Source organism: Bradyrhizobium sp. CCGUVB1N3, from assembly GCF_024199925.1.
Taxonomy (GTDB): domain Bacteria; phylum Pseudomonadota; class Alphaproteobacteria; order Rhizobiales; family Xanthobacteraceae; genus Bradyrhizobium.
In genome coordinates, this window is sequence record NZ_JANADR010000001.1 from 2,398,605 (window position 1) to 2,423,769 (window position 25,165).

General features: G+C 65.7%; 24 protein-coding genes. 20 read left to right on the plus strand and 4 right to left on the minus strand.

Annotated elements, in window-relative coordinates; all coding sequences use genetic code 11:
* Positions 1-26 precede the first annotated feature (26 nt).
* From NLM33_RS11415 to NLM33_RS11500, 18 genes are read left to right on the plus strand one after another with little or no spacing between them, the layout of a single operon-like run.
* On the plus strand, positions 27-1,037 hold the full coding sequence (locus NLM33_RS11415; RefSeq protein WP_254096142.1) for a branched-chain amino acid ABC transporter permease: 1,011 nt from the start codon (positions 27-29) through the stop codon (positions 1,035-1,037).
* A gap of 1 nt (position 1,038) precedes the next feature.
* The gene (locus NLM33_RS11420; protein ID WP_254096143.1) at positions 1,039-2,118 is read left to right on the plus strand and encodes a branched-chain amino acid ABC transporter permease; all 1,080 of its coding nucleotides are present in this window, start codon (positions 1,039-1,041) and stop codon (positions 2,116-2,118) included.
* Entirely contained in the window at positions 2,111-2,893 is a 783-nt protein-coding gene (locus tag NLM33_RS11425) for an ABC transporter ATP-binding protein (RefSeq protein ID WP_254096144.1), read from the plus strand. The genes NLM33_RS11420 and NLM33_RS11425 overlap by 8 nt, the downstream gene beginning before the upstream one ends.
* Positions 2,886-5,102 (plus strand): ABC transporter permease, encoded by a 2,217-nt coding sequence (locus tag NLM33_RS11430; RefSeq protein WP_254096145.1) that lies wholly within the window; start codon positions 2,886-2,888, stop codon positions 5,100-5,102. The genes NLM33_RS11425 and NLM33_RS11430 overlap by 8 nt, the downstream gene beginning before the upstream one ends.
* A gap of 3 nt (positions 5,103-5,105) precedes the next feature.
* A complete protein-coding gene (locus tag NLM33_RS11435) occupies positions 5,106-5,939 on the plus strand; it encodes a phosphoenolpyruvate hydrolase family protein (protein ID WP_254096146.1) in 834 nt (277 codons plus the stop codon).
* Positions 5,940-5,965: 26 nt separating this feature from the next.
* Positions 5,966-8,866, plus strand: a complete 2,901-nt coding sequence (locus NLM33_RS11440; RefSeq protein WP_254096147.1) for a flotillin family protein — start codon at positions 5,966-5,968, stop codon at positions 8,864-8,866.
* A gap of 9 nt (positions 8,867-8,875) precedes the next feature.
* On the plus strand, positions 8,876-9,313 hold the full coding sequence (locus NLM33_RS11445; RefSeq protein WP_254096148.1) for an SRPBCC family protein: 438 nt from the start codon (positions 8,876-8,878) through the stop codon (positions 9,311-9,313).
* 5 nt (positions 9,314-9,318) lie between these two features.
* Positions 9,319-9,762, plus strand: coding sequence for an SRPBCC family protein (locus NLM33_RS11450; RefSeq protein ID WP_254096149.1), 444 nt, complete (start codon positions 9,319-9,321; stop codon positions 9,760-9,762).
* A gap of 2 nt (positions 9,763-9,764) precedes the next feature.
* Positions 9,765-10,583: a xanthine dehydrogenase family protein subunit M gene (locus NLM33_RS11455; protein WP_254096150.1), complete on the plus strand. Its 819-nt coding sequence runs from the start codon at positions 9,765-9,767 to the stop codon at positions 10,581-10,583.
* 6 nt (positions 10,584-10,589) lie between these two features.
* Positions 10,590-11,066: a (2Fe-2S)-binding protein gene (locus tag NLM33_RS11460; protein ID WP_254096151.1), complete on the plus strand. Its 477-nt coding sequence runs from the start codon at positions 10,590-10,592 to the stop codon at positions 11,064-11,066.
* An 11-nt stretch (positions 11,067-11,077) separates the two neighbouring features.
* Positions 11,078-12,670 carry a xanthine dehydrogenase family protein molybdopterin-binding subunit gene (locus NLM33_RS11465; protein WP_254096152.1) on the plus strand — a complete coding sequence of 531 codons (1,593 nt, stop codon included), beginning with the start codon at positions 11,078-11,080 and terminating at the stop codon, positions 12,668-12,670.
* Positions 12,671-13,693, plus strand: coding sequence for a xanthine dehydrogenase family protein molybdopterin-binding subunit (locus NLM33_RS11470; RefSeq protein ID WP_254096153.1), 1,023 nt, complete (start codon positions 12,671-12,673; stop codon positions 13,691-13,693).
* Between the two features lie 9 nt (positions 13,694-13,702).
* Entirely contained in the window at positions 13,703-14,584 is an 882-nt protein-coding gene (locus NLM33_RS11475; RefSeq protein ID WP_254096154.1) for a MoxR family ATPase, read from the plus strand.
* Positions 14,581-15,702, plus strand: coding sequence for a VWA domain-containing protein (locus NLM33_RS11480; RefSeq protein ID WP_254096155.1), 1,122 nt, complete (start codon positions 14,581-14,583; stop codon positions 15,700-15,702). Before NLM33_RS11475 ends, NLM33_RS11480 begins: the two co-directional genes overlap by 4 nt.
* The gene (locus NLM33_RS11485; protein ID WP_254096156.1) at positions 15,699-16,583 is read left to right on the plus strand and encodes an amidohydrolase; all 885 of its coding nucleotides are present in this window, start codon (positions 15,699-15,701) and stop codon (positions 16,581-16,583) included. The genes NLM33_RS11480 and NLM33_RS11485 overlap by 4 nt, the downstream gene beginning before the upstream one ends.
* 42 nt (positions 16,584-16,625) lie before the next feature.
* Positions 16,626-17,474 carry an MBL fold metallo-hydrolase gene (locus tag NLM33_RS11490; RefSeq protein ID WP_254096157.1) on the plus strand — a complete coding sequence of 283 codons (849 nt, stop codon included), beginning with the start codon at positions 16,626-16,628 and terminating at the stop codon, positions 17,472-17,474.
* A gap of 18 nt (positions 17,475-17,492) precedes the next feature.
* Positions 17,493-19,061: an isochorismatase family protein gene (locus NLM33_RS11495; RefSeq protein ID WP_254096158.1), complete on the plus strand. Its 1,569-nt coding sequence runs from the start codon at positions 17,493-17,495 to the stop codon at positions 19,059-19,061.
* Between the two features lie 3 nt (positions 19,062-19,064).
* Entirely contained in the window at positions 19,065-19,691 is a 627-nt protein-coding gene (locus NLM33_RS11500) for an FMN-dependent NADH-azoreductase (protein ID WP_254096159.1), read from the plus strand.
* 2 nt (positions 19,692-19,693) lie between these two features.
* Here the strand turns inward: NLM33_RS11500 and NLM33_RS11505 are convergent, their stop codons facing one another.
* From NLM33_RS11505 to NLM33_RS11520, 4 genes are all read right to left on the minus strand, one after another.
* Positions 19,694-20,671: a HEAT repeat domain-containing protein gene (locus NLM33_RS11505; RefSeq protein ID WP_254096160.1), complete on the minus strand. Its 978-nt coding sequence runs from the start codon at positions 20,669-20,671 to the stop codon at positions 19,694-19,696.
* 2 nt (positions 20,672-20,673) lie between these two features.
* On the minus strand, positions 20,674-20,907 hold the full coding sequence (locus tag NLM33_RS11510) for a ferredoxin family protein (RefSeq protein ID WP_008141081.1): 234 nt from the start codon (positions 20,905-20,907) through the stop codon (positions 20,674-20,676).
* A 34-nt stretch (positions 20,908-20,941) separates the two neighbouring features.
* On the minus strand, positions 20,942-22,684 hold the full coding sequence (locus NLM33_RS11515) for a fumarate reductase/succinate dehydrogenase flavoprotein subunit (protein WP_254096161.1): 1,743 nt from the start codon (positions 22,682-22,684) through the stop codon (positions 20,942-20,944).
* A 102-nt stretch (positions 22,685-22,786) separates the two neighbouring features.
* Positions 22,787-23,560 carry a ferredoxin--NADP reductase gene (locus tag NLM33_RS11520; protein WP_254096162.1) on the minus strand — a complete coding sequence of 258 codons (774 nt, stop codon included), beginning with the start codon at positions 23,558-23,560 and terminating at the stop codon, positions 22,787-22,789.
* 225 nt (positions 23,561-23,785) lie between these two features.
* Between NLM33_RS11520 and NLM33_RS11525 the strand changes: the two genes are divergently transcribed.
* Together NLM33_RS11525 and NLM33_RS11530 are read left to right on the plus strand one after the other, a co-directional pair.
* On the plus strand, positions 23,786-24,100 hold the full coding sequence (locus tag NLM33_RS11525) for a gamma-butyrobetaine hydroxylase-like domain-containing protein (RefSeq protein ID WP_254096163.1): 315 nt from the start codon (positions 23,786-23,788) through the stop codon (positions 24,098-24,100).
* 179 nt (positions 24,101-24,279) lie between these two features.
* Positions 24,280-25,053: a Crp/Fnr family transcriptional regulator gene (locus tag NLM33_RS11530; RefSeq protein ID WP_254096164.1), complete on the plus strand. Its 774-nt coding sequence runs from the start codon at positions 24,280-24,282 to the stop codon at positions 25,051-25,053.
* The last annotated feature ends 112 nt before the right edge of the window (positions 25,054-25,165 follow it).

The window sequence follows — 25,165 nt, forward strand, 5'->3', positions numbered from 1 at the left end:
GGCGCCTCCGCGGTCGAGCAATCGCCATGACCCGCTTTGTCGAACGCCATCCTGCCTGGGCGCTGATCGTCATCATCGCGATTGCGCTCGCGCTCTGGCTGATCTTCGCGGTCTGGCCGCCGGGGCTGGAAGAGGCGATCGGCCGCAAGCGGGTGTTCCTCAACGCCGTCTTCAACGGCATCACGCTCGGCGGCCTCTACTTCCTGGTCGCGAGCGGCTTCACCCTGATCTTCGGCCTGATGCGCAACGTCAATCTCGCGCACGGCTCGCTCTATCTGTTCGGCGGTTATATCGGCTATGCCATCAGTGCCTCGACCGGCTCGTGGATCCTCAGCTTCATCGTCGCCTTCATCCTGACGGCGCTGGTCGGCATCCTGCTCCAGGTCATCGTCTTCCGCCGCATGGAAGGCCAGGACCTCCGGCAGACCATGGTGACGATCGGACTCTCGATCGTGTTCGCCGACCTGATGCTGTGGGCCGCCGGCGGCGACTTCTACCAGATCCAGACCCCGAGCTGGCTGATCGGCCCCGTCGAGCTGCCGCTGATCACGGCGCTCAAATCCTCGGGCGAGCCGGTCTATCTGCGCTATCCCCTGGTGCGGCTCGTGATCTTCGCCGCATCCTTGGTGATCGGCGTCGCGATGTGGCTCGCGCTCAACCGCACGCGCATCGGCATGATCATCCGCGCCGGCGTCGACGATCGCGACATCCTGGCGGCGACCGGCGTGCGCATCCAAATCGTGTTCGTTCTCGTCTTTGCGCTCGGCGCCGGACTTGCCGGCATCGCCGGCGTTGTCGGCGGCACGTTTCAATCGCTGTCGCCCGGCGAAGACATCCGCTTCCTGCTCGCCTCGCTCGTGGTCGTGATCGTCGGCGGCATGGGCTCGATCCCCGGCGCCGCCCTCGGCGCGCTGATCATCGGCCTCGCCGAGCAACTCGGCTCGGTCTACATCCCGACCTATGCGATCGTCGTGACCTTCCTGATCATGGTGCTGGTGCTGGCGCTCCGGCCGCAAGGCCTGCTCGCGAGGCGCTGACATGTCCGTCACCCACGACGCACGCGTTCCCGTTCGCACCGCTTCTAGCGTGCAGCGGCCTGCGTTGCGTGGCTGGCCGGAGATCGACAATCCCGCCGCCTGGATCGTCGCGATCATCCTTTTGATCATGCCGCTGATCGCCAACGGCTTCTTCCTGATCGAGATCTTTGCCACGACGCTGATTCTCGGCACCATCGCGCTCAGCCTGATGTTCCTCGCCGGCTATGGCGGCATGGTCAGCCTGATGCAGCTCACCGTCGCGGGCTTTGCCGCCTACATGGTCGCTGTGTTCGGAACCAGCGACAACGCCAATATCAGCCTGGGCTGGCCGTGGTGGCTTGCGGTGCCGATGGCGCTCGCGCTCGCCACCGCCTTCGGCACGCTCGGCGGCGCGCTCGCGGTGCGGACCGAGGGCATCTACACCATCATGATCACGCTCGCGATCGGCGCGGCGTTCTACTACTTCACCAACCAGAACTGGGCGATCTTCAACGGCCACACCGGCATCAACAACGTCGGCACGCCGCGCTTCTGGGGCGTCAACTGGCGCGCCGATATTCCCTTCTACTACATCGTGCTCGGCGTCGCCGCGCTCTGCTACTTCGCCGTCGAATACATCTCGCGCGCGCCGTTCGGCCTTGCCTTGCAGGGCGTGCGCGACAATCCGCGCCGCATGGCCGCGCTCGGTTTCAACGTCAATGCCCATCGCGTTGCAGCCTACGCGTTTGCGTCCTTCGTCGCGGCGCTCGCGGGCGTATTGCAGGTCTGGAACTACCGGCAGATCTCGCCCGGCTCGGTCAGCGTCGGCGCCTGCATCGACATTCTCATCATTGCGATCGTCGGCGGCATCACGCGGCCGATCGGCCCTTTCATCGGTGCGCTGATCTTCGTGCTGCTCCGCACCTTCGCGCTCGACTTCCTGGTCAAGATCGGGCTCGACGGCAACCGTTTCCGGCTGCTGATCGGGCTGGGCTTCCTCGCCATCGTGTTCTGGTCGTCGGATGGCGTTATCGGCCTGTGGCAGCGCTGGCGCCAGCGACTGAGCTCGCCTCGCTCAAGCGGAGGTCGAGGTCATGGATAGCGTCGCCCATCGCCTCTCGGCCGTCGGCGCCGGCGCAGCGCTCGAGCTGCGCGGCGTAACGCGGCTGTTCGGCGCGCTCGCTGCGCTGACCGACGTCACCATCACCGTCCGGCCGGGCGAGCGGCGCGCGGTGCTCGGCTCCAACGGCGCCGGCAAGACCACGCTCTTCAACTGCATCACCGGCGACTTCCCGCCTTCCTCCGGCACCATCCGTTTCTTCGGCGAGGACATCACGCACTTCCCGCCCTATGAGCGCATCCGCCGCGGCCTGCGCCGGACCTACCAGATCTCCGCGCTGTTCCCCGGCCTCACCGTTCAGGACAACGTCTACCTCGCCTGCCGCGGCGTCTCGCGCGGGCGCTTTTCGTTGCTACGATCGGGCCAGAATGATGCGCTGGTGCATGCGGCCGACAACCTCGTGCAGGCGGTGCATCTGACGAACGTCAGGGATCAACGCGTCGCCGAGCTCGCGCACGGCCAGCAGCGCCAGCTCGAGATCGCACTGGCGTTGGCCGGTGCGCCGCGCTTCGTGCTGTTCGACGAGCCGGCCGCGGGCCTGTCGCCAGCCGAGCGGCTGGAGCTGATCGAGATCCTGACCTCCCTACCCGCTCATATCGGCTACATCATCATCGAGCACGACATGGACGTGGCCCTTCGCGTCGTCGAGAGCGTCACGATGATGCACAACGGGCGTATCTTCAAGGAGGGCCTGCCGCAGGAGATCCAGTCCGACCCCGAGGTCCAGGAGCTTTATCTCGGAGGCGGCCATGAATGAGGTCCGTCGCTCAGCGCCCGCGCTCGACGTGAAAGGCCTCGACGTCTACTACGGCCATTCGCATGCCCTGCAAGGCGTCGACCTCTCGCTCGATGCGGGCGTGTTCTCCGTTGTGGGGCGCAACGGCATGGGCAAGACCACGCTGTGCAAGGCGATCATGGGCCTGGTGCCGGTGAGTGGCGGCTCGATCCGCATTCGCGGCGAAGACATCACGCGGCGACCACCGGCGCATATCGCGCGGCTCGGCGTCGGCTATGTGCCGCAGGGTCGCCGCCTCTGGCGGTCGCTCAGCGTGGACGAGCATTTGCAGCTTGCCGGCGGCATCCGCAGCGGCGCCTGGACCGTCGAGCGCATCTACGACACGTTTCCGCGCCTCGCCGAGCGCAAGGACCATGGCGGCGGCCAGCTTTCCGGCGGCGAGCAGCAGATGCTCGCGATCTCGCGCGCTCTCCTGACCAATCCGCAGCTCCTGATCATGGACGAGCCGACCGAGGGACTTGCGCCCGTCATCGTCGCCCAGGTCGAGGACATGCTGCAGCGGCTCGGCGAGGACGGCGACATGTCGGTGCTCGTGATCGAGCAGAACATCGGCGTTGCCACCGCGATCTCGCGCAATGTCGCGATCATGGTCAACGGCCGAATCAATCGCATTATCGATTCGGTTCGCCTTGCCGCAGACCGCGATTTGCAGCAGCGCCTGCTCGGGGTCGGGCTTCATGCCGGGCTCGAGCCGGACCTCGATGTTCCCGCGGCCGGTTCCGAGGCAAAAGCTGCACCGCAGCCCACGCGTCCGAGCGGGCCGATCCGCATCTATATCTCCAACCCGACGCCGCCGACGCGCTGGTCGCAGCCGGTGCCGATCACGCGTATCGAGGCCGCAGCGCGCACACTCTCCACTCAGATCGCGCGCCTCGACGAAACAGCGCGGCGCAAGCGCGAGCCGGTCGCGGCGCAAACCTCCGGCCCACCCGTCGTGCTGGTCGTCGGCACGCTCGACACCAAGAGCATCGAGCTGCGCTTCATCCGCGACATCGTTGCAGAAAGCGGCTTGCGCACGCGGCTGGTCGACGTCTCCACAAGCGGCAAGCACACGAGCTGCGATGTCTCCGCGCAGGAGATCGCACTGAACCATGGTCGCGGCGGATCAGCCGTATTCGGCCCCGACCGCGGCGTTGCCGTGACCGCGATGGCCGATGCCTTCGCCAACTGGCTCCGCCGCCAGGGCAACGTCGCCGGCGTCATCTCGGCCGGCGGCTCGGGCGCGGCCTCGCTCGTTGCGCCCGGCATGCGGGCCCTCCCCGTCGGCGTGCCGAAGCTGATCATCTCCTCGGTCGCCTCCGGCGATGTCGGTCCGTATGTCGGGCCGGCCGACATCACCATGATGTATTCGGTCACCGACGTGCAGGGCCTCAACTCGATCTCGCGCGCGGTGCTCGCCAACGGCGCCAACGCGCTCGCCGGCATGGTGAAGGCACGTCTCGACCAGCGCGAGGCGAAAGAGCGCGCCGCGGGCACAAGCCTGCCCGCGATCGGCATCACCATGTTCGGCGTGACCACACCGGCGGTGCAGAAGATCGCGGCCGACCTGCGCGACGGTTTCGAATGCCTCGTCTTCCACGCCACCGGCGTCGGCGGACGCTCGATGGAGAAGCTGGTCGAGTCCGGCCAGCTCGCAGGCGTCATCGATCTCACGACCACGGAGGTCTGCGATCTCCTGATGGGCGGCGTGTTTCCGGCGACTGAAGATCGCTTTGGCGCGATCATCCGAAGTCGCGTGCCCTATCTCGGCTCCGTGGGCGCGCTCGACATGGTCAATTTCGGCGCACCCGACACCGTCCCCGAGCGCTATCGCGGCCGCAAATTCCACGTCCACAATCCGCAGGTCACCTTGATGCGAACCACGGTGGACGAGAACGAGCGCATGGGACGATGGATCGGCGAGCGGCTCAACCGGATGGACGGGCCGGTGCGCTTCTTCATCCCCGAGGGCGGCGTCTCCGCGCTCGATGCGCAGGGACGGCCGTTCTGGGATCCTGAGGCCGATGCCGCGCTGTTCCGTACGCTCGAACGCACGGTGCGGCAGACGAGCAATCGCCAGCTCATCCGCGTCAAGAACAACATCAACGATCCCGAGTTCGCCTCCACGATTGTCAATGCGTTCAAAACCCTGTTCGGACGCACCGGGGCGCGCCGGAGAATGGTGAGGTGACCGATGGCCAGGTTTGAACGGGCTGCACTTCTGAAGCGATTTCGCGAGATGGCAAAGCGCGGCGAGCCGATCGTCGGCGGCGGCGCCGGCACGGGTCTCTCCGCCAAGTGCGAAGAGGCCGGCGGCGTCGATCTCATCGTCATCTACAATTCCGGCCGCTATCGCATGGCCGGGCGCGGCTCGCTCGCCGGCCTCATGGCTTACGGCGATGCCAACGCCATCGTGTTGGAAATGGCGAGCGAAGTGTTGCCCGTGGTCAGCAAGACGCCGGTGCTCGCCGGCGTCAACGGCACCGATCCGTTCCGCGACATGGACGCGTTCCTCGACCAGCTCAAGGCCCTCGGCTTTGCCGGCGTGCAAAACTTTCCGACGGTCGGGCTGATCGACGGGGTCTTCCGCGCCAATCTGGAGGAGACCGGCATGTCCTACGCGCTGGAGATCGACATGATCGCCAAGGCGCGCGAGAAGGACATGCTGACGACGCCTTACGTCTTCAGCGAGAAGGAAGCCGCCGCGATGGCGATCGCCGGCGCCGACATCATCGTCTGTCACCTGGGCCTCACGACCGGCGGCACGATCGGCGCGCAGACCGCGCCGAAGCTTGCCGATTGCCCGGCGCACATCGACACCTGGGCCTCTGCCGCGCTCAGTGTCAATCAGGACATTCTGGTGCTCGCCCATGGCGGTCCGATCGCGGACCCCGCGGACGCCGATTTCATCATGAAGAACACCCGCCACTGCCACGGCTTCTACGGAGCCTCCTCGATGGAGCGCCTGCCCGTGGAGCGGGCACTGACGGACCAGGTACGCAAATTCAAGGCGATCGGCGCGCGCTAACGCCGAAACGTTCGAGGGAGGGAAAGATGTCGGGGATTTTGGTCGGTGAATTGATCCTCTGGCTGATCGTCGCGGTCATCGTGATCGTGGTTGGCGTCTACATCGTGAACTGGCTGTACCATCGCTCGTCCAAGGAGGTCTCGTTCGTCCGGACCGGCTTCCTCGGTGAACGCGTGGTCATCAATGGCGGCGCCTTCGTGCTGCCTTTCATCCACGACTACACGCCGGTCAACATGAACGTGCTGCCGATGGGCATCCTACGTTCCAGGCAGGACGCCGTGATCACCCGTGACCGCATGCGCGTCGACATCGAGGCCGACTTCTACGTCCGCGTGCAGCCGACCCGCGAGGCCGTCTCGATCGCGGCCGCCACACTCGGCCGCCGAACCATGGAGCCGGAACAGCTCCACGCGCTGCTGGCCGGCAAGTTCATCTCCGCGATCCGTTCGGTTGCTTCCGAGATGACCATGGAGGAGATGCACGAGCGGCGCGGCGACTACGTCGCACGCGTCAAGACCAATGCCGCCGAAGCCCTTGCCCAGAACGGCCTCGAACTCGAGTCGGTCGCGATCACCGATCTCGACCAGACTGACCTCGAATTCTTCAATCCCTCGAACCGCTTCGACGCCGAGGGCTTGACGCGGCTGATGGAGGACATCGAGGCCAAGCGCAAGCTGCGCAACGACATCGAGCAGGATTCGATGATCAAGATCCGCTCCCGCAATTTGGAAGCCGAGCGGCAGGCACTTGAGATTGAGCGCGAGAGTGAAACGGCCCGCCTCGAGCAGGAGCGCGACATCGAGATGCGCCGCGCGCTTCAGCGCACCGAGGTCGCCCGCGAGCGCGCGCTGCGCGAGACCGAGGCCGAGCAGGCCCAGATCTCAGCGCGCGAAGCTATCGAGAAGGCCCGCATCGCCAACGACCAGGCGATTGCCGAGGCCCGCATCGCCTCCGAGCGCGAGACGCGCCAGAAGGAGATCGAGCGGACCCGGACCATCGAAGAGAAGGAGCTGCTCGCCCGCGAGGAGGTCGAAAGGACCCGGATCGCCAACCAGCGCTCGATCGATACGACGCGCATCGCCTCCGAACGCGAGGTTCGCCAGCGCGAGATCGAACGGATGCGTACCGTCGAGGAAGCCGAGATCGCCGCACGCGAGGCGATCGAGAAGGCCCGCATCCAGCAGGATCGGGTGGTGACCGACGCCCGCATCGCCAACGAGGAAGAGACGCGGCGCCGCGAGATCGAGCGTACCCGCGCCGTCGATGAGGCCGAGATCGCGGCACGCGAGGCCACTGAAAAGGCCCGCATCGCCCAGACCATGATCGTCAATGTCGAGCGCATTTCCTCCGACGAGCGCACCCGCGCGCTGGAAATCCAGCAGGTGCGCACCATCCAAGAGGCCGAGATCGAGGCGCAGCGCGCGGTCGAAGCCGCTCGCATCGCCCGCGAACGGACGCTCGCCGCCGAGCGCATCGCCGCCGAGCAGAACACGCGGCAATTGGAGATCGATCGCAACCAGACCTTGGATATCGCCGGCGTCACCGCGCGCGAGGCGACAGAAGCGGCGCGCATCGCCCAGGAGGAACGCGTCCGGTCGCTCGAGATCTCCCGCAACCGCGCTGTCGAGGAGGCCGACATCGCCTCGCGCGAGGCGATCGAGGCCGCACGCATCGCGCAGGAGAAGACGGTCGCCGCCGAGCGCATCCAGGCCGAGCGTGAGACTCGCGCGCTCGAAATCGAGCGGACCGGCATTTTGGAGGCCGCCGAGCTGAAGCGGCGCGACGCCATCGAGCGCCAGCGCATCGGTGTCGACCTTGCGCTCGAAGCCGAGCGGATCAACTCCTCGAAGAAGCGCGAGGTGCTCAACATCGAGCAAAAGAAGGCGGTCGAGATCGCCGACGAGGACCGCGTCATAGCGCTATCGACCAAGAAGTCCGAACGCATCGATGCCGACCGCCAGGTCAGGCAGGCCGAGATCGTGGCACGCAAGGAGGTCGAGACCACGGACGTCTCGCGCGAGCAGGCGCTTGAAGCCGCCCGTATCGAGCGGCGCCGCGCGATCGAGCAACTCGAGGTCGCTCGCGTGCAGTCCTTGCAGGAGGCCGAGATCGCCTCCCGCGAGGAAGTCGAGCGTGCCCGCATTGCCTCCGACCGTGGCCTGGACGAAGCCCGCATCGGTCGCGAGCGTGAGCTGCGCAAGCTGGAAGTGAACCGCGAGAAGGAAGTCGAGACCGTCCTGATGGAAAAGGCCATCGCCATCCATCAGAAGTCGCTGGAGGAGTCGGCTGCGCGCGCCGCCGCCGAGGAGGCCCGCATCCGGGCGACGGAAGCGGCGGAACGCGTCGTCACGGCGCGGGAGAGCGAAATCGCAAGACGCCGCAAGACCGTGGAAGTGCTGCTCGCCGAGAAGCAGGCCGAGGAGACTCGCATTGCCGCCGAGGCCGAGCGTGTCCGTGCGGCTGTCGAGGCCGAGGCGCAGCGGATGCTGAACGAGGCCGAGAACGTGCTAACCGATCAGGCCCGCTACTCGCTGTTCCGCCGTAAGCTGCTCGACCGCATCGAGGGCATCGTGCGCGAGAGCGTCAAGCCGATGGAGAAGATCGAGGGCATCCGCATCCTCCAGGTCGACGGCCTCAACGGCAACGGCGGCAATGGTGGCCGCAGCGCCACCGACGAGGTGATCGACTCGGCGCTGCGCTACCGCGTCCAGGCACCGCTGATCGACTCGATCCTATCGGACATCGGCGTCGAAGGCGGCAGCCTCGCAAAGATGCCGGGCCTGATCCGCGAGGCCCGTGACATGCAGGGCATCAAGGATTCCGCACGCAAGAGCGGCGGAGGTGGAGGCGACAAGCCGGCCGCCTCGTCTGCGCCTTCCGCCGAAGGCCAACCGCCGGCCGAGCGCGGTCCGCGGAAGAAGGGCTGAGGTCGCACCATGGCCCGTGTTTATGTTTCGACCGTCGTCAATGCGCGCAACGACCGCGTCTGGGCACGGGTGCGCGATTTCAACGGCATGCCGAACTGGCACCCGGCAATCGCCGAGAGCCGCATCGAGGGCGGCGAGCCCTCGGACAAGATCGGCTGCGTCAGGGATTTCCGCCTGCGCAACGGCGACCGCATCCGCGAGAAGCTGCTCGGCCTCTCCGACTACGACATGTTCTGCACCTATTCGATCCTGGAATCTTCGATGGGCGTCGAGAACTATGTCGCGACGCTGCGGCTCACGCCGGTCACCGACGGCGACCAGACCTTTATGGAGTGGACCGCCGAGTTCGACTGCGCGCCGGAGCGGGAGAGCGAGCTCGTCAACAATATCGGCGGCGGCGTGTTCCAGGGCGGTTTCGATGCGCTCAAGCGCGTGTTCGGAGGATGAGAGCCGTGCCGCATGTCGTGAAGAGCACGATCCTGGACGCGCCGACCGACGCGGCATGGGCCGTGCTGCGCGATTTCAATGGCCATGATCGCTGGCATCCGGCGGTCGCGACCTCCGCGATCGAGCGCGCACACCCCTCCGACAAGATCGGCTGCATCAGGCGCTTCAAGCTGCAGGACGGCTCGGAACTGCGCGAGCAATTGCTGGCGCTCTCCGATCTCGAACAGACTTTTAGTTACTGCCTGCTCGACACCCCCATTCCCATGTTCAACTATGTCGCCCATGTCCGCCTGCTGCCGGTCACCGATGGCGACCGCACGTTCTGGCACTGGGAATCGCGCTTCACGACGAAGCCCGAGGACGCAGCCCGCATCACCCACATGGTCGCCGAAGACATCTACCAGGCCGGCTTCGAGGCCATCCGCCGGCATCTGAAGGAGGCCGCGTAGTCATGTCCGTGACGGTGAAGAATTTTACCAGCTCCGGCGAAGCGGCCGCGGCGCTGTCGTCGGACCGCAGCGCGCGCTACTTTGGCGGCGGCACGCTGGTGATGCGCGCCCTGAACGAGGGCGATGTTTCGATCTCCACCGTCGTGCGCGCCAGCGACCAGGCGCTGTCCCGGATCGACGCATCCGGCCCGCGCGTCACGCTCGGCGCCGGCGTGACCTTTGCGAGGATTCTGGCGGAGCGCGATCTTGCCTTCCTGCACGTCCCTGCCCGCTCGATCGGCGGGCCTGCGGTACGCAACATGGGAACGGTCGGCGGCAATCTGTTCGCACCCAATCCCTACGGCGACTTCACGGTCGCCCTGCTTGCGCTCGATGCCACCATCGCCGTGCAAGGCGGTTTTGGCGCACGCGATATCGCAATCGAAGAATTCCTGCAATCGCGTGAACGGCAGGCTGGCACGCTGGTGCTGTCCGTTTCCTGCACCCGGCCGGCGAGCGCCGACGCGTTCCGCTATCGTAAGGTCGCCCGTATCAAGCCCAAGGGCGGCTCCGTCATCACGCTCGCGGCACATTTGCCGATCAGCGGTGGCCGCATTGCCGGCGCCAGAATCGCGCTCGGTTCGATGGCACCGACGCAGATCCGCGCGCGCGCCGCCGAGCGCGCGCTGGAGGGCCGTTCGCTCGACGCCGCCTCGATCGCGGCCGCAGCGTCCGCCGCGAGCGAAGGGACATCACCATCCGACAATGCGCTCGGCAGCGCCTGGTATCGCCGCGAGATCGTCGGCGTGCATCTGCGCCGCCTTCTCTCGGGTCAGGAATAGACCGCCATGTCCAAGACTCCGCTGCAATTTCGTCACAACGGCCGCGATGTCGCTGTGTTCGTCGATGGCGGCACCAATCTTCTGGTCGCGCTGCGCGAGCTGATCGGCGACATGACGCCGAAATTCGGTTGCGGCCAGGGCGGCTGCGGCACCTGCAGCGTGCTGGTGGACGGCGAGCTTTATCTCTCCTGCCTCACGCTGGCGGAGACCGTCGCCGGCCGTTCCGTCGAGACGCTCGACAGCTTGAAGCAAGGCCCGAACCTGCATCCGCTCCAGCGCGCCTTCGCCGACAATTTCGCGGCCCAATGCGGCTATTGCACACCGGGTATGCTGATGGCCGCAAAGGCCCTGCTCGACCGCAATCCGCAGCCGAGCCGCGCCGAGATCGTGGAAGCCATCTCCGGCAACATCTGCCGTTGCACCGGCTACGAGCCGATCATCAACGCCATCCTCGCCGCCTCGGGCGGCCGGGCCAGCGCCTGAGGACGTTTGCCATGCTGGAATTGCGCAAGGACATCTTCGCCGACGAGCGCGACGACAATCTCAAGGAGATCGGCAAGGGCACGCAGCGCCAGGACATGCTCGGCCACGTCACGGGCACCTCGACCTACTTTGGCGATCACAAGCTGCAGGGCATGCTGCACCTTAAGGTCGTCCGCTCGCCCCATCCCCATGCGCGGCTGCGCCGTATCGATACGACCGATGCCGAGCGTTCGCAGGGCGTGCGCAAGATCATCCGCGGCGCCGACGTGCCGCGCAATCTCAACACGCTGCTCAGCCTGATCAATTTCGGCAAGGACGACGAGCCGTCGCTTGCGGTCGACAAGGTCCGCTACAAGGGCGAGCCGATCGTCGCCATCGTTGCCGACAGCGAGCGTGAGGCCTTTGAGGCGATCGCCAAGGTGCGCATCGACTACGAGCCGCTGCCAACCGTGTTCGACGTCGAGGAGGCGCTGAAGCCCGGCGCGCCGGTGGTCAACGAGACCTATCCCAAGAACACTTTCACTTATCACGACGTCTATGATCACCAGAAGCTCCGCTTTGGCGACGCGGACGCGGCGCTCGCCACCGCCGATCACGTTCTGGAACAGCGCTACCAGATGTCGCCGATCGAGCACGCACCGACCGAGACCAACGGCGCGATCGCGGCGCCCGACACCAACGGCCGCTACGTCGTCTACACCTCGACCCAGGCGCTGTTCTTCTCGGTCGATACCTGCGCCAAGATCCTGGACGTGCCTTCCAACACCTTCCACTTCATCGGCGGCACGGTGGGTGGCGGCTTCGGCGGCAAGGTGGACACGCTGACCGAACCGCTCGCCATCCTCGGCGCGATGCTGACCGGGCGTCCCGTGCGCTACGTGTTCGGACGCGAGGAGGAAATGCAGTACGGCCCGCCGCGCGGCGCCGAGCGCATCTACATCAAGGACGGCGTGATGCGCGATGGCCGCATCGTCGCGCGCAAAATCCGCGCCTATTTCGATAGCGGCGCCTATACGCGGCTGTCCAGCTACGCCGCAGTGAAATGCGCCGCGCATCTGCCGGGCCCCTACACCATCCCGAACGTCTATGGCGACGTCTATTGCGTCTTCACCAACAGGACGCCAGCGACAGCGATGCGCGGCTTCGGCGTTACTGCGATGGATTTTGCCATCGAATGCCAGATGGACAAGCTGGCGCATCTCGTCGGCATGGATCCGATGGAGTTCCGCATCCTCAACGCCTATCGCGACGGCGACATGAAGGCGCATCGGCGCGAGGCAAAGAACACGGCGCTGATCGAATGTGTCCAGGTGGCCGCCGAAAAGGCCAAATGGCCGATCCGCGACGAGTTCAGGCGGGCGTCCTCGCGCAAGGAGGGCGGCGGCAGTCGCGCCGTCATCCCGCCGACTCCGGCGGACTCGCGCGCGCGACCGGCCGCGCCGGCTCAGCAGCGCACGACCTATGACCGGCTTCCGCCCACCGTCACCCGCGAGCCGCCGCGTGAGCCGCCGCCACCTGCACCGCCGCCGCCCTCGCCGCGGCCGACGGCACCATCGCATGGGGCAACCCGTTTCTCCTCCGTCTTCGGCACCAGGAGGCGCTAGATGACCCGGCATCGCGGACGCGGCATGGCCTCGATCAACTATCCCATCGGCATGAATCTCGGCGGCGATCCCAGCCAGGCGTTGGTGCATTCCAATCCCAGCGGCAAGTTCACGGTGGCGCTGTCCTCGATCGATCTCGGCCAGGGGATGAAGTCGGTTACAAGGCAGATCTGCGCGGAGACGCTCGGCGTCCCCGTCGAGGACGTCTATGTCGACACGGCGGACTCCGACACCGGCCCGCACTGCATGGGCTCGTTCGCCTCGCGCGGCACGCATCGCGTCGGCAATGCCGTGATGGCCGCGGCGCGCGAAGCTCGCGGCGTGATGATGGAGGCCGCCGCCGAGGAGCTGGAAGTCAATGCCGCCGATCTCGAGACCGACGGGCGCGGCAACATCCACGTCAAGGGGGCGCCACACCGCTCGATCTCGACCAAGGACGTCGCCATCGCCGCGCAGTTCAAGCAGGGCAAGACCATCTCGGGCCGTGGCATCTTCCTGGTGCCGCTCTCCGGTGTCGATCCCGAGACCGGCGAGATGTCGCCGGCGACCTGTTATGCGCATGCCTGCCTCGTTGCGGAGGTCGAGGTCGACGACGAGACCGGCGAGGTCGCGATGGTGCGCATGGATTCCGCCTATGAGCTCGGCCGCGCGCTCAACCCGCGCCTGGTCGAGCAGCAGCTCGTTGGTGGCGCCTGGATGGGCGTCAGCCACGCGCTCTACGAGACGCCGGAGCCTTATTATCCCGATCCCGTGCACGGACCGCGCGACTTCGTCGAATATCTGATGCCCGGTCCCGGCGACATCTGCCCGCACGACATCGCCGTGCTGGAGCGCCCCGCGCCCGATGGCCCGTTCGGCGCCAAAGGTCCCGGCGAGATGTGCGCCAATCCGGTGTTGCCCGCCGTTGCCAATGCGATCTTCAACGCCGTCGGCGTGCGCATCGACGATCTGCCGATCACGCCGGAAAAAGTGCTGCGCGCGATCAAGGCGCAGGGCGGCGCGCGGCCGCAAGCGCGGCGCTGAGGTTTCGCCGTGGCGGTCCGCAGCAACATCGTCGGCATCGACAGCCCCGAAGCGCTGGAGAAAGCGCTGCGCGCGGCCTATTACCTCGCCGACGAAGGGCTCGCGACCGCGGCCTATCTGGGTCTCGCCCTCGGCAAGCCGCTGCTGCTCGAAGGCGCGCCGGGGGTCGGCAAGACCGAGGCAGCGAAAGCGATTGCGGCCGTGCTCGGCCGCAGGCTGATCCGCCTGCAATGCTACGAGGGCATCGACGCGTCCGCGGCACTCTATGAATGGAATTATCCGCGCCAGATGCTCGCGATCCGCCAGGCCGGCGACGAGAGCATCGACATCTATGGCGAGACGTTCTTGATCGAGCGTCCGATGCTCGCTGCGCTTCGCGCGCCTGATTCCACCGTGCTGCTGATCGACGAAATCGATCGCGCCGACCAGGAGTTCGAGGCCTTCCTGCTCGAATTCCTGTCCGACTTCCAGATCTCCATTCCCGAGCGCGGCACCGTGCGCGCGGCCGAGCGGCCCGTCGTGGTGCTGACCTCCAACCGCACACGCGACCTGCATGAAGCCTTGCGCCGCCGCTGCGTCTATCACTGGATCGATTATCCGACCGCCGAGCGCGAGGCGCGCATCGTGATGATGCGGGCCTCCAGCGTCGCCGAGGCGACGGCTCGCGCAGTCGTTGCCGCTGTCGGCAAGCTGCGTCGTGAACCGTTGAGCAAGGCCCCCGGCATTGCCGAAGCCGTCGACTGGGCCGAGGCCGCGACGTTGCTGCACAAGGGCGGCGCGCGCTGGCCGGACGCGCTCAAGCGGTCAATCGGCGTTGCGCTCAAGGACGAGGAAGACCTGCACTTCATCTCGCCGCGGCTCGACGCCCTGCTTGCGGAGGCCTCCGCATGAGCACCGAGCCGCAGTTGCCGCGCGCAGCACGCGTCTTCATCTCCTTCGTGGCGCTTTTGCGGGCCAACGGTTTTGCCGTCGCGCCGGAACAGACCACCTCCTTCCTCGCGGCGATCGAGCTGCTCGGCCCGCGCGGCCTCGACGACATCCGGCAGGCTGCCCTCGCAACACTGGCCCCGCCGCCGGAACGCCGCGCCACCTTCGACCGGCTGTTCGATCTGCACTTCCGCGGCAGCGAGGCCGTCGAGCAGACCGACGAGGGCGAAGATGACGAGACTGTCCGGTTGCAAGAAGAAGGCCGCGGCGACGAGGAGCCGCTGCTGTCTGATGAAGTCAGCGAGTCCGGGCTGACGGCCACACGCGCCGAGGCCCTGGTCGAGCGGCGATTCGCGGTCACCTCACCCAGCGATGCACTGCGCCGCCTGGCACGCGAGGCGCCGCGGCGCCTGCCGAAACGGCGCGGCCATCGCCGCATGCGTGCGCGCCGCGGCCCCTTTGCCGATCTGCGCCGGACCCTGCGCGACACCGTCCGCAGCGACGGCGAGATTTTGCGGCTCGGACATCTCAGACGACGACAGCGACCACGCAAATTCCTGCTTCTGATCGACGTCTCCGGCTCGATGAAGGCGCGTACCGAGGAGAACATGAAGCTCGCGCATGCGCTGGTACAGGCTGCGCCCACTATCGAGGTCTTCACCTTCGGCACGCGGCTGACCCGCGTCACCCGCGCATTGCGCATCAAGCGCCGCGAGCAGGCCCTCAATGCCGCCGCGCATCTCGTCAGCGACTGGGACGGCGGCACGCGGATCGGCGATGCGCTGCAAGCCTTCCTCGCCGTGCCGCGCTTCGGCGGCTATGCGCGCGGCGCGGCGGTGGTCATTGTGTCGGATGGCCTCGAGCGCGGCGAGCCCGATGCCTTGCGCGACGCCGTCGCGAAATTGTCGCGGCGCGCCTGGCGGCTGAGCTGGTTGACGCCGCTCGCAACGGGTACGGGTTTCCGTCCGCAAACCGAAGCGCTGGTCGCCATCGAACGCTTCGTCGACGATCTCGTCGACGGTGGTTCGAGCGCGTCGATCGTCGCGCATGTGCTGGCGCTGGGACGAAGGAGAGCGGCATGACCGGTATCGTCGACGGCCATCACCACATCTGGCGCCAGGCCGATCTGCCCTGGCTGATCGGCCCGATGCAGCCGCGCATCTTCGGCCCGTACGAGCCGATCCGGCGCGACTATCCGATTGAGGAATATCTCGACGATCTCAAAGACACCGGCGTCACCCGCTCCGTCTACGTCCAGACCAACTGGGCCAACGATCGTTTCGAGGACGAGGCCGCCTGGGTGCAGCGGACCGCCGATGAGCACGGCTGGCCGCATGCCATCGTCGCCTACGCCAATTTCGCCGCCGCGGACGTCCGTCCGCAGCTCGATCGTCTGGAGCGCTATCCGCTCTTGCGCGGCGTGCGCATGCAGCTCCACTGGCACGAGAACCCGCTCTATCGCTTTGCGGCGCGGCCAGATCTCTGCCGCAATCTCATGATCCGCCGCAACATCGGATACCTCGCCGACTATGGCTGGAGTTTTGACCTGCAGGTCTTCACGCCGCAAATGCCGGATGCGGCAGATCTCGCCGACTCCTGCCCCGACGTGACCTTCATCCTGCAACATGCGGGCATGCCCGAGGATTTGTCGCCCGCAGGTCGCGCCGCCTGGCGCGTCGGCATGGGCCGCCTTGCAGCATCCCCGAACGTCTACGCCAAGCTTTCAGGGCTCGGCACGTTTATCCACCGCAACGATGCTGCGCATATTGCCACCATCGTCGCCGACACCGTCATGATGTTCGGCGCCGAGCGCTGCCTGTTCGGATCGAATTTCCCGATCGAGAAATTGTGGACCAGCTATCGCGAGCTGATCGACGCCTTCCGCACTGCCGCGGCACCGCTGAGCGCCAGGCAGCGCGAGGCAATCTTCGGAACAACCGCCATGCGCGTCTATCGGCTCTGAGCGCAGAGGCAACGGAACGAACAGAGACAGGGAGGGGAAAGAATGCCGCTGGAGATCAAGATCCTGGACTATGGCGATATCGAGCTGGAATCGAGCTTTCTGGTTCTGGGTCGCGACTGCGGCCGCACCCGGCGCGTCCTCACCCTCGGCTTCCTGATCCTCGGCGGCCCCTATCCGGTCGTCGTCGACACCGGCTACCGCTCCAACCAGATCATGGAAACGCTGGGCATGCGGGGCTTGCAGTACCACGAGAACATGATCGAGAACCAGCTCGCGCGCCACGGCGTACGCATGGGCGACGTCCGCTTCGTCTGCCACACCCATCTGCACATCGACCACGCTGGCAAGGACGATCTGTTCCCGATGAACACGACGGTCGTCGTCAACCGCCGCGAGCTCGAATATTCGGTCTCCGGCCTGATGCACCCGCAATATCCGGCGCCCGACATCAAGCATCTGATCGACCGCCTGCACACCAAGAGCGCGCTGCGCTTCCTCGACCTCGAGATCACCGGTCCCATCGAGCTGATGCCCGGCGTCTATTGCGACGCTGCGAATGCGCACACCGAAGGCTCGATGAACATCATCGTCCATACCGCCGACGGCATCGCGACCATCTGCGGCGACGTGATCTACGATTTCAACGACCAGATCGTCACGCCCTTCCACGAAATCCATGACTGGGAGCCGCGCACGACCGGCAATCACGGCACCACCAAGCGCGCCGAGAAGGCGGCCATCAAGAAGCTGCTCAGCAATTCGCGCTATCTGCTGCCGGTGCACGACCGGCCCGCCAAGATCGAAGGCGGCAATGTCGTGGGGCGGTTGCATGACCAGGTGCCCGGACCGATCGTGCAATCGCTGCCAGAGCGCAACTGGTTCCCTGCCTGACGAAACGAGGATCGAGCGATGACGCACGTCACCCTGCGTTCGGAATTCGAAACCCTGATCGATCCCTACGCGCCGGTCGGCCAGGTCGGCACCGGCTTTGAATTCACGGAGGGGCCGATTTGGCATCCGATTGATCAATACCTTTTGTTCTCTGACATGCCGGGCGATGTGCGCCGACGCTGGGATGCGCGGCGCGGCGTCGTCGAGGTCAAGCGCCCCGCGAACAAGTGCAACGGCATGACCTATGATGCCGAGCTGAACCTGATCGTCTGCGAGCACGCAACCTCCTCGCTCATTCGCGAGCGGCCCGACGGGCGGCGCGAGGTGCTCGCTTCGCATTTCCAAGGTCAGGAGCTCAACAGTCCCAACGATGTCTGCGTGCACTCCTCCGGTGCGATCTATTTCAGCGACCCCTGGTATGGGCGCATGCCCGTCTATGGCGTCGAACGGCCGCGGCAACTCGGCTTCCAGGGGGTCTATCGCGTCGTGCCCGGCGGCGAGCCGCAGCTCGTGGTGGAGCGCAACCTGTTCGACCAGCCCAACGGGCTCTGCTTCTCGCCGGACGAGAAGCTGCTTTATGTCAACGACACCGTGCAGGCTCTGATCCGCGTGTTCGACGTTAGCGCCGACGGATCGCTCGGCAACGCCCGCGTGTTTGCGAGCGGCATCAAGTCGGAGCTCGAGCCCGGGCTGCCCGACGGCATGAAGTGCGACCAGCACGGCAACGTCTGGGTCACCGCGCCCGGCGGTGTCTGGGTCTATTCGCCACGGGGCGAACTGCTCGGCAAGGTCCGCCTGCCGGAGCTTGTCGCCAACCTCGCCTGGGGCGGGCCGGATTTCCGCACTCTCTATCTGACCGCGACGCATTCGGTCTATGCGATCCCGACCAAAACGGGCCCGCGCCATGATCCTTACATGAGCGGCAAGCGCGGCGGCACCGGCGCCAGCCCTTCGGCAGCAGCACCGATCCTCACCGACGGCGAGCTGCGGCTCGATCCACGGCGCTGCGCCATGATCATCCAGGATCTGCAAAACGACGTCGTCATGGACGGCGGGGCCTTTGCCGAGTCCGGCGCCCCCGGGCATGCGCGCCAGCAGAATGTGATCGAGAATGTGCGTCGACTGGCCGAGGCAGCGCGCGGGCGCGGCGTCGCCATCATCCATGTCTGGTTCGTCGTCGAGCCGGGCGCGCCCGGCGTGACGTTGAACGCACCGTTGTTCGAGGGGCTGGTCGACAGCAAGGCGATGGTACGCGGGAGCTGGGGTGCCGCGCCCGTGCCCGGCCTTGAGCCGCGGCCCGGCGATTTCGTGGTCGAGAAGATGCGCATGAGCGCATGGGAGGGCACCAAGCTCGAGACGATCCTCAAGGCGACGGGACGCGACATGATCATCAATACCGGCGCCTGGACCAACATGTCCGTCGAACACACCGCGCGAACGGGTGCCGACAAGGGCTATTTCATGATCGTTCCGGAGGATTGCTGCTCGACCATGAATGCCGACTGGCACAATGCTTCAGTCAACTTCGCCATGCAGAACGTCGCCGTCGTCACAAAGGCCGAGACCGTCATCAGAGCGCTGGGATGAGCGGTGGCAAAGCTCCTGCACCTGTGCTGCTCGCCGCGCGCCGACTCCGAGTCGAGCGCCGGCGCGCGCGTGTTTCTTGACGGCTTCCGTCAGGCGCACCCGGACTGGGACGTCGACGTGATGGATCTGTGGCGTGAGCGCATGCCCGAGTTCGTCGGCCCGATCGTCGAGGCGAAGTACGCGCGCATGAAGGCGCAGGCCTTCAACGACGCGCAGCGGGACAGCTTTGCCGAAGCCGAGCGGATGGCGCTACGCTTCTCGCTCGCCGACCGCGTGCTGATCTCGACGCCGATGTGGAATTTCGGCATCCCCTACAAGCTCAAGCAGTGGTTCGACGTCATCATCCAGCCGGGGCTGACGTTCCGCTTCGATCCGCTGCAGGGCTATTTTCCTCTGCTCAAGGACCGCCCCACGCTGGTGATCCTGGCAAGCGGCAGCGATTATGCGACCGGGATGAACCGCGGCCGCATCGACATGGCGACGCCCTATTTGCGCGAAGCGCTGCGCTTCATCGGCGTAAGCGACGTGCGCTTCGTGCCGATCGGCCCGACGGCCGGACCGGCCGGGCCGATCCGCGCCGCGCGCGACAGCGCCCACCGCCGCCTCGCTGAGATGGCGATTCGGTTCTGAGGTTACGAACCGGCTCTCGCCTTCTTCGCGGCAATCTGCTGGAGCGCCCAGCGCGCGTTCTTGCGCACGTCGGGATCGGGGTCGTTGGCGACAACGGCGAGATACGCCTCGCCCTCGGGATCGGCGATCTCGCCGAGCGCGGCGGCCGCTTCCTTGCGGAGATTGGCCTGCTCGTGGTTGATGCCATTGCCGATCGGGCGCACCGCGCGCTCGATCTTCATCTTGCCGAGGCTACGGATCGCCTTGAGCCGCACCTGCCAGAAATCGTCGGCAAGCGAGGCGATGAGCTGGTCGGCGGCAAGCGAACCGTTGACGTTGAGCCCCAGCGTTTCGGCAGCCATCTCCCGGACCATCCAGTCGGCGTCCTTCAGCGCACGGGTGATCGTCTCGGCCGCCGGCTTCATCTGCGAGAAGGCGAGCGCACTCACCGCGGCGCGGCGCACATGGGCATCGGGATCGTGGATCAGCGCGGTCAGCGCCGGAATCGACTCTTCGAGCTTCAGGAAGCCGATGACGCCGATCGCCTGCACGCGCACCGCCGCATCGCCATCCTGGAGCGCTTCCAGCGCGGGCTTCAGCGTATCCTTGCGGCGCAGCTCCTTCAGTGCGCGGAGCGCGCCCATGCGGACGAAGGCGTGGGCATGTCTGACCAGCGGCAGGATGACATCGGCGCAGGCCGGGTCCTTGAACTCGGCCATGCTGTCGGCCGCAGCCACGGCCACGATCCGCTCGGGGTCGACGAGCAGCTTGACGAGCGCATTCGCTGCCTCCGGCCCGTCGAACTCGCCGAGTGCCATCGCGACCTGCTGGCGCACGCCGGCGTCGGGATCGGACACCATGTTGGCGAGATGGCCGACCGCGGCGGGATCGCCGGAATGGCCGAGCGCGATGATGGCGACGCGGCGTTCCGCGGGGTCCGCGGCCTGGAGCCGCTCGTCGGCGTCATCGAGATCATCGTAGGATTCGAACGGGCTCGACATGCTCACCTCAACAGATAGGGGATGTTGACGGTGACGGCACCGGTCGGGCAATCCGCCTCGCAGGGCATGCAGTACCAGCATTCGTCGTAGGCCATGTAGGCCTTTCCGGTCATGTCGCTGATACGGAGCACGTCGAGCGGGCAGACATCGACGCACACCGTGCAGCCCTTGTCCGCGATGCATTTGGCGTCGTCGACCACCACCGGGACCGAGGTCTGATAGGAAGCGAGAGGCATCGTCAAATCTCCTGTTGCGTTGCTGTTCGGCGGCTCAGGCGCTCGCCCGGATGCGCTGCTTGTCGTAGAGGTCCTTCTCGTCGTCGGCGATCGGCACGACATAAGGTTCGACCGCGCGCTTCTCGCTGGTCATCCTGCCGTCTCGCTTGGAAAGCAGCGTGTGGCAGAACCAATTCTCGTTGTCCTTCTCCGGGAAATCCGTGCGCCAGTGGTAGAGACCCCAGCGGCTTTCCTCGCGGTACAACGAGGCGTGGGCCGCCATATCCGCGCAATCCATGATCGACTGCACCTCCAGCGCGCGGAGCAGCTCGTGCGCGTTGCGGGCAATCATGCGCTCCTGCATGTCCTCGCGCACCTCGGCGAGGCGCCGCATGCCGAGCTCGTATTTGCGGGTCACCTTCGGCGGCTGGAGATAGTCGTTCACCAGGCGCCGGGTCTTGTACTCGATCTGGTTCGGCGGAATGCCGTCCTCGCGCGTGGTCGGCGCCATTACGCGCTCGCGCTCCATCGCTACTTCGCTCGCATCGAACTCCGCAAAATCGTGACTGTCGGCGAACTCCATCGCGTCGATGCCGGCGACCGAGCCGTTGGTGAAGGCGCCCAGCATGTAGTTGTGCGGCACGCTCGCCATGTCGCCGGCAGCATAGAGGCCCGGCACGGTGGTGCGCGCATTGTCGTCGACGAACACGCCGGAGGCGCTGTGGCCGGAGCAGAAGCCGATCTCCGAGATGTGCATCTCGATCGACTCGCTGCGGTAATCGACGCCGCGTCCCTGCTGAAACAGCCCGCGCGTCGGCCGCTCCACCTTGTGCAGCGTCGATTCGATCTCCGAAATGGTGTCGGGATGGAGATGCTTGAGCTGGAGGAACACCGGCCCCTTGCCGGACAACAGCTCGTTGTAGAACTCGAGCATCATCTGGCCGGACCAGTAGTCGCATTCGATGAAGCGCGAGCCTTCGTTGTTGGCGGTGTAGGCGCCGAAGGGGCCGGCGACATAGGCGCAGGCCGGGCCGTTATAGTCCTTGATCAGCGGATTGATCTGGAAGCATTCGAGGTTCGCCAGCGCCGCACCCGCATGATAGGCCATGGCATAGCCGTCGCCGGAATTGGCGGCGTTCTCGTAGGTGCCGAACATGTAGCCTGACGTCGGAAGGCCGAGCCGGCCGGCGGCGCCCATGCACAGGATGACGGCCTTCGCCTTGATGACGAGCATTTCGGCGGTGCGCGTGTTGACGCTGATCGCGCCGGCGATGCGACCGTCGGCGGACTTCAGCAATCGCGTCGCCATGTAGCGGTTCGAGATCAGGATGCGGGCACGGCGGAGCTGACGGTACAGCGCCTTCTTCACGGTCTCCCCGTTCGGCATCGGCAGGACATAGGTGCCGATGTGGTGCACCTTCTTGACAGCATAGTCGCCGTTCTCGTTCTTCAGGAAGCGGATGCCGAAACTGTCGAGCTCCTCGATGATCCCAAAGCAGTTTTGAGCGTATTTGTAGACCGCCTTCTGATCGACGATGCCGTCGTTCGCGATGGTGATCTCCTTGGTGTACTGCTCGGGCGTCGCATAGCCGGGAATGACGGCGTTGTTGAGCCCGTCCATACCCATCGAGATCGCGCCGGAGCGTTTGACGTTGGCTTTCTCGAGCAGGACGACGTTGGCCTTCGGGTTCTTCAGTTTCGCCTTCAGCGCCGCCATCGGTCCGGCCGTGCCGCCGCCGATGACCAGCACATCGCAGGAAACCTCGGAAAGTCCGTCGACGATCTGATCTAGTGCCATCGCTTGCTCCTGGTTCGCCGGCGTCCGGCGCCTTTGCATCAGATTTGTTCAGGTGGCTTTCCGGCGATAGCAATTAGTTGTCGCCGGAGAGAGATTTGCCCTTCACCGCTCCACGAACGCTTTCTCGATCACGAAGTGGCCGGGCTGGCTGTGATTGCCTTCGGCAAAGCCGCGGTCCCTGAACATCACGTGGAGCTCCTCGAGCATCGCCGGGCTGCCACAGAGCATGATGCGATCCGTATCGCGGTCGAGGCCGGGCTGGCCGATGTCCTCGAAGAGCTGGTTCGACGCGATCAGGTCGGTGATGCGGCCGCGATTGCGGAACGGCTCGCGCGTGACGGTCGGGTAATAGATCAGCTTGTCCGTGATCAGGGGACCGAAGAATTCGTGGGCCCGCATGCTCTCGACCAGGTGCTCGCCATAGGCGAGCTCGGAAACCTGGCGGCAGCCATGGGCGAGCACGATGGTCTCGTAATTCTCGTAGACGTCGGGGTCCTTGATCAGGCTTGCGAACGGCGCAAGCCCGGTACCGGTGGACAGCAGCAGCAACCGCTTTCCCGGAATGAGATTGCCGGTGATCAGCGTGCCCGTGGGCTTGCGCCCGACCAGGATGATGTCGCCTTCCCTGATCTTCTGGAGCCGCGAAGTAAGCGGACCGTCGGGCACCTTGATGCTGAAGAACTCGAGATTCTCCTCGTGATTGGCGCTCGCCATGCTGTAGGCGCGCATCAAGGGCCGGCCGTCGACCTCGAGCCCGATCATGGCGAACTGGCCGTTCTGGAAGCGGAAGCCGGGATCGCGCGTCGCGGTGAAGCTGAACAGGGATTCGGTCCAGTGTTTCACCGAGAGGACCGTCTCCTTCTGAAAAGCGCTCATCGTTCGTCTCTCCTTGCTTGCCCGATGCCGGGGAAAGTTTCGGAGAGGAGCTATTCCCGCAACGGCGAACTGCCATTCCCGGTCGATTAGTTTCACATTTCGCCAGCGATGACCGAAGAGGAGGCAGCCGCGCTTTCCTCGCGACTGTCGCCTCCGCTCAAGTCCGGCAATTAGTTGCTATCCCGCCGGCTGTTCTGCTCGCTAGAAAGAGACCGGAGGCTCGCCATGACTATGACTGCACTGGTCGCACCAACGGTGACTGACTACGCGACAAGCGCCGATCTCGCGACTCTCGTCGTGCGCACCACGCACGATGGCGAGGTCATGCTCGGCGCCGAGCGGCTCCGCCTCTCCTGCAAATGCGCGCACTGCACCCGCGCCCGCTTCGACGGCCGCTTCCCCCAGGGGTTTCCGGGCATCGCCATCACCGAGATCGGCGACCTCGGCTACGGGCTGAACATCTCGTTCTCGGACGGCCACAACCGCGGGATCTACCCGAAGCCGTATTTGCTGAATTTGGCTGAGCGTCAGGGCGGTTAGACGGTCCCACCTCGCTCCGTTCCCCACCAAAGCGTACGCCCCCGGGACCGCGCCCCCTGGCTGCCACCCTACTTTGCATGGGGTTGTTTTCGACATTTTGTGCGAACGCCTAACTCCTCACCCATCTGGCACGGACATTGCTCCTCTTTAGAACGGTTTGAACAATCCGGAGGCAGGTGATGTTGCAGGCGGCCAATGCGGTTCGCGGGACTGTTCCCGCAACGGTCCGGCCTGCCGGAAGCTCATCGCTGCTGCTCACCGAGAACCAGCAGTGGATCGGCGGACCTCCGTCGCTGATGGACAAGCTCACGCCGCGCGAGCGCGAATTGGTGCTGAAGCAGGGACGCCGCAAGGTGCTCAACCGCGGCCAGACGCTGTTCAGCCAGGGCGGCAAGCATGACGGCATCTGGCTGATCGAGAGCGGCCGCATCCGTGTCTTCTACACCTCGCCGCTCGGTCGCGAGATCACACTCGCCTATTGGCATGTCGGCAATTTCGTCGGCGGGCCCGAAGTATTCGAAGGCACCGTGCATCAATGGTCAGGCGTTGCATCCAGCAATTGCAGCGTCGTGCACCTTCCCGGAAAGGAGCTGCGAACGCTCGCGGCCGAAATCCCCAACCTCGCCATCGGCCTTATCGAAGGCCTGACCTTCAAGGGCAAGTGCTATTCGGCGCTGGCGCAGATGCTGGGAACGCGCTCGATCACCCAGCGCCTTGCGCATCTGATGCTCCACCTCGTCGAGCTCTATGGCGTGGAGGATGCCGATGGCAGGGTGATCGCGGCCGCGTTCACCCATGCTGACATCGCCCACATGGTCGGCGCCACGCGGCAATGGGTCACGATCAGCCTGAAGCGCATGCAGGAGAAGGGAATCGTTCAGACAAAGCGCTCCCAGATCGTGGTCTGCCGCCCCGACATCCTGGAGGAGATGCGCGGGCAGGCAGCCGATTAGGACCGCTGCACATGCAATTGGCTTCCAACTGCAAAACTGCCCAAGGAGTATGCAACCGGTCTTTCCCGGCAACTAATCGACTGCGGCGGTAAATCCGGATTTGCCCTGCCCG

Bases quoted from the DNA above. Each gene is read 5' to 3' on its own strand.
- NLM33_RS11485 (WP_254096156.1), top strand. From the start codon at position 15,699: ATGACCGGTATCGTCGACGGCCATCACCACATCTGGCGCCAGGCCGAT.
- NLM33_RS11510 (WP_008141081.1), bottom strand. From the start codon at position 20,907: ATGCCTCTCGCTTCCTATCAGACCTCGGTCCCGGTGGTGGTCGACGAC.
- NLM33_RS11515 (WP_254096161.1), bottom strand. From the start codon at position 22,684: ATGGCACTAGATCAGATCGTCGACGGACTTTCCGAGGTTTCCTGCGAT.
- NLM33_RS11440 (WP_254096147.1), top strand. From the start codon at position 5,966: ATGTCGGGGATTTTGGTCGGTGAATTGATCCTCTGGCTGATCGTCGCG.
- NLM33_RS11525 (WP_254096163.1), top strand. From the start codon at position 23,786: ATGACTATGACTGCACTGGTCGCACCAACGGTGACTGACTACGCGACA.
- NLM33_RS11480 (WP_254096155.1), top strand. From the start codon at position 14,581: ATGAGCACCGAGCCGCAGTTGCCGCGCGCAGCACGCGTCTTCATCTCC.
- NLM33_RS11505 (WP_254096160.1), bottom strand. From the start codon at position 20,671: ATGTCGAGCCCGTTCGAATCCTACGATGATCTCGATGACGCCGACGAG.
- NLM33_RS11520 (WP_254096162.1), bottom strand. From the start codon at position 23,560: ATGAGCGCTTTTCAGAAGGAGACGGTCCTCTCGGTGAAACACTGGACC.
- NLM33_RS11420 (WP_254096143.1), top strand. From the start codon at position 1,039: ATGTCCGTCACCCACGACGCACGCGTTCCCGTTCGCACCGCTTCTAGC.
- NLM33_RS11460 (WP_254096151.1), top strand. From the start codon at position 10,590: ATGTCCAAGACTCCGCTGCAATTTCGTCACAACGGCCGCGATGTCGCT.
- NLM33_RS11495 (WP_254096158.1), top strand. From the start codon at position 17,493: ATGACGCACGTCACCCTGCGTTCGGAATTCGAAACCCTGATCGATCCC.
- NLM33_RS11415 (WP_254096142.1), top strand. From the start codon at position 27: ATGACCCGCTTTGTCGAACGCCATCCTGCCTGGGCGCTGATCGTCATC.
- NLM33_RS11425 (WP_254096144.1), top strand. From the start codon at position 2,111: ATGGATAGCGTCGCCCATCGCCTCTCGGCCGTCGGCGCCGGCGCAGCG.
- NLM33_RS11430 (WP_254096145.1), top strand. From the start codon at position 2,886: ATGAATGAGGTCCGTCGCTCAGCGCCCGCGCTCGACGTGAAAGGCCTC.
- NLM33_RS11465 (WP_254096152.1), top strand. From the start codon at position 11,078: ATGCTGGAATTGCGCAAGGACATCTTCGCCGACGAGCGCGACGACAAT.
- NLM33_RS11490 (WP_254096157.1), top strand. From the start codon at position 16,626: ATGCCGCTGGAGATCAAGATCCTGGACTATGGCGATATCGAGCTGGAA.
- NLM33_RS11455 (WP_254096150.1), top strand. From the start codon at position 9,765: ATGTCCGTGACGGTGAAGAATTTTACCAGCTCCGGCGAAGCGGCCGCG.
- NLM33_RS11435 (WP_254096146.1), top strand. From the start codon at position 5,106: ATGGCCAGGTTTGAACGGGCTGCACTTCTGAAGCGATTTCGCGAGATG.
- NLM33_RS11530 (WP_254096164.1), top strand. From the start codon at position 24,280: ATGTTGCAGGCGGCCAATGCGGTTCGCGGGACTGTTCCCGCAACGGTC.
- NLM33_RS11470 (WP_254096153.1), top strand. From the start codon at position 12,671: ATGACCCGGCATCGCGGACGCGGCATGGCCTCGATCAACTATCCCATC.
- NLM33_RS11445 (WP_254096148.1), top strand. From the start codon at position 8,876: ATGGCCCGTGTTTATGTTTCGACCGTCGTCAATGCGCGCAACGACCGC.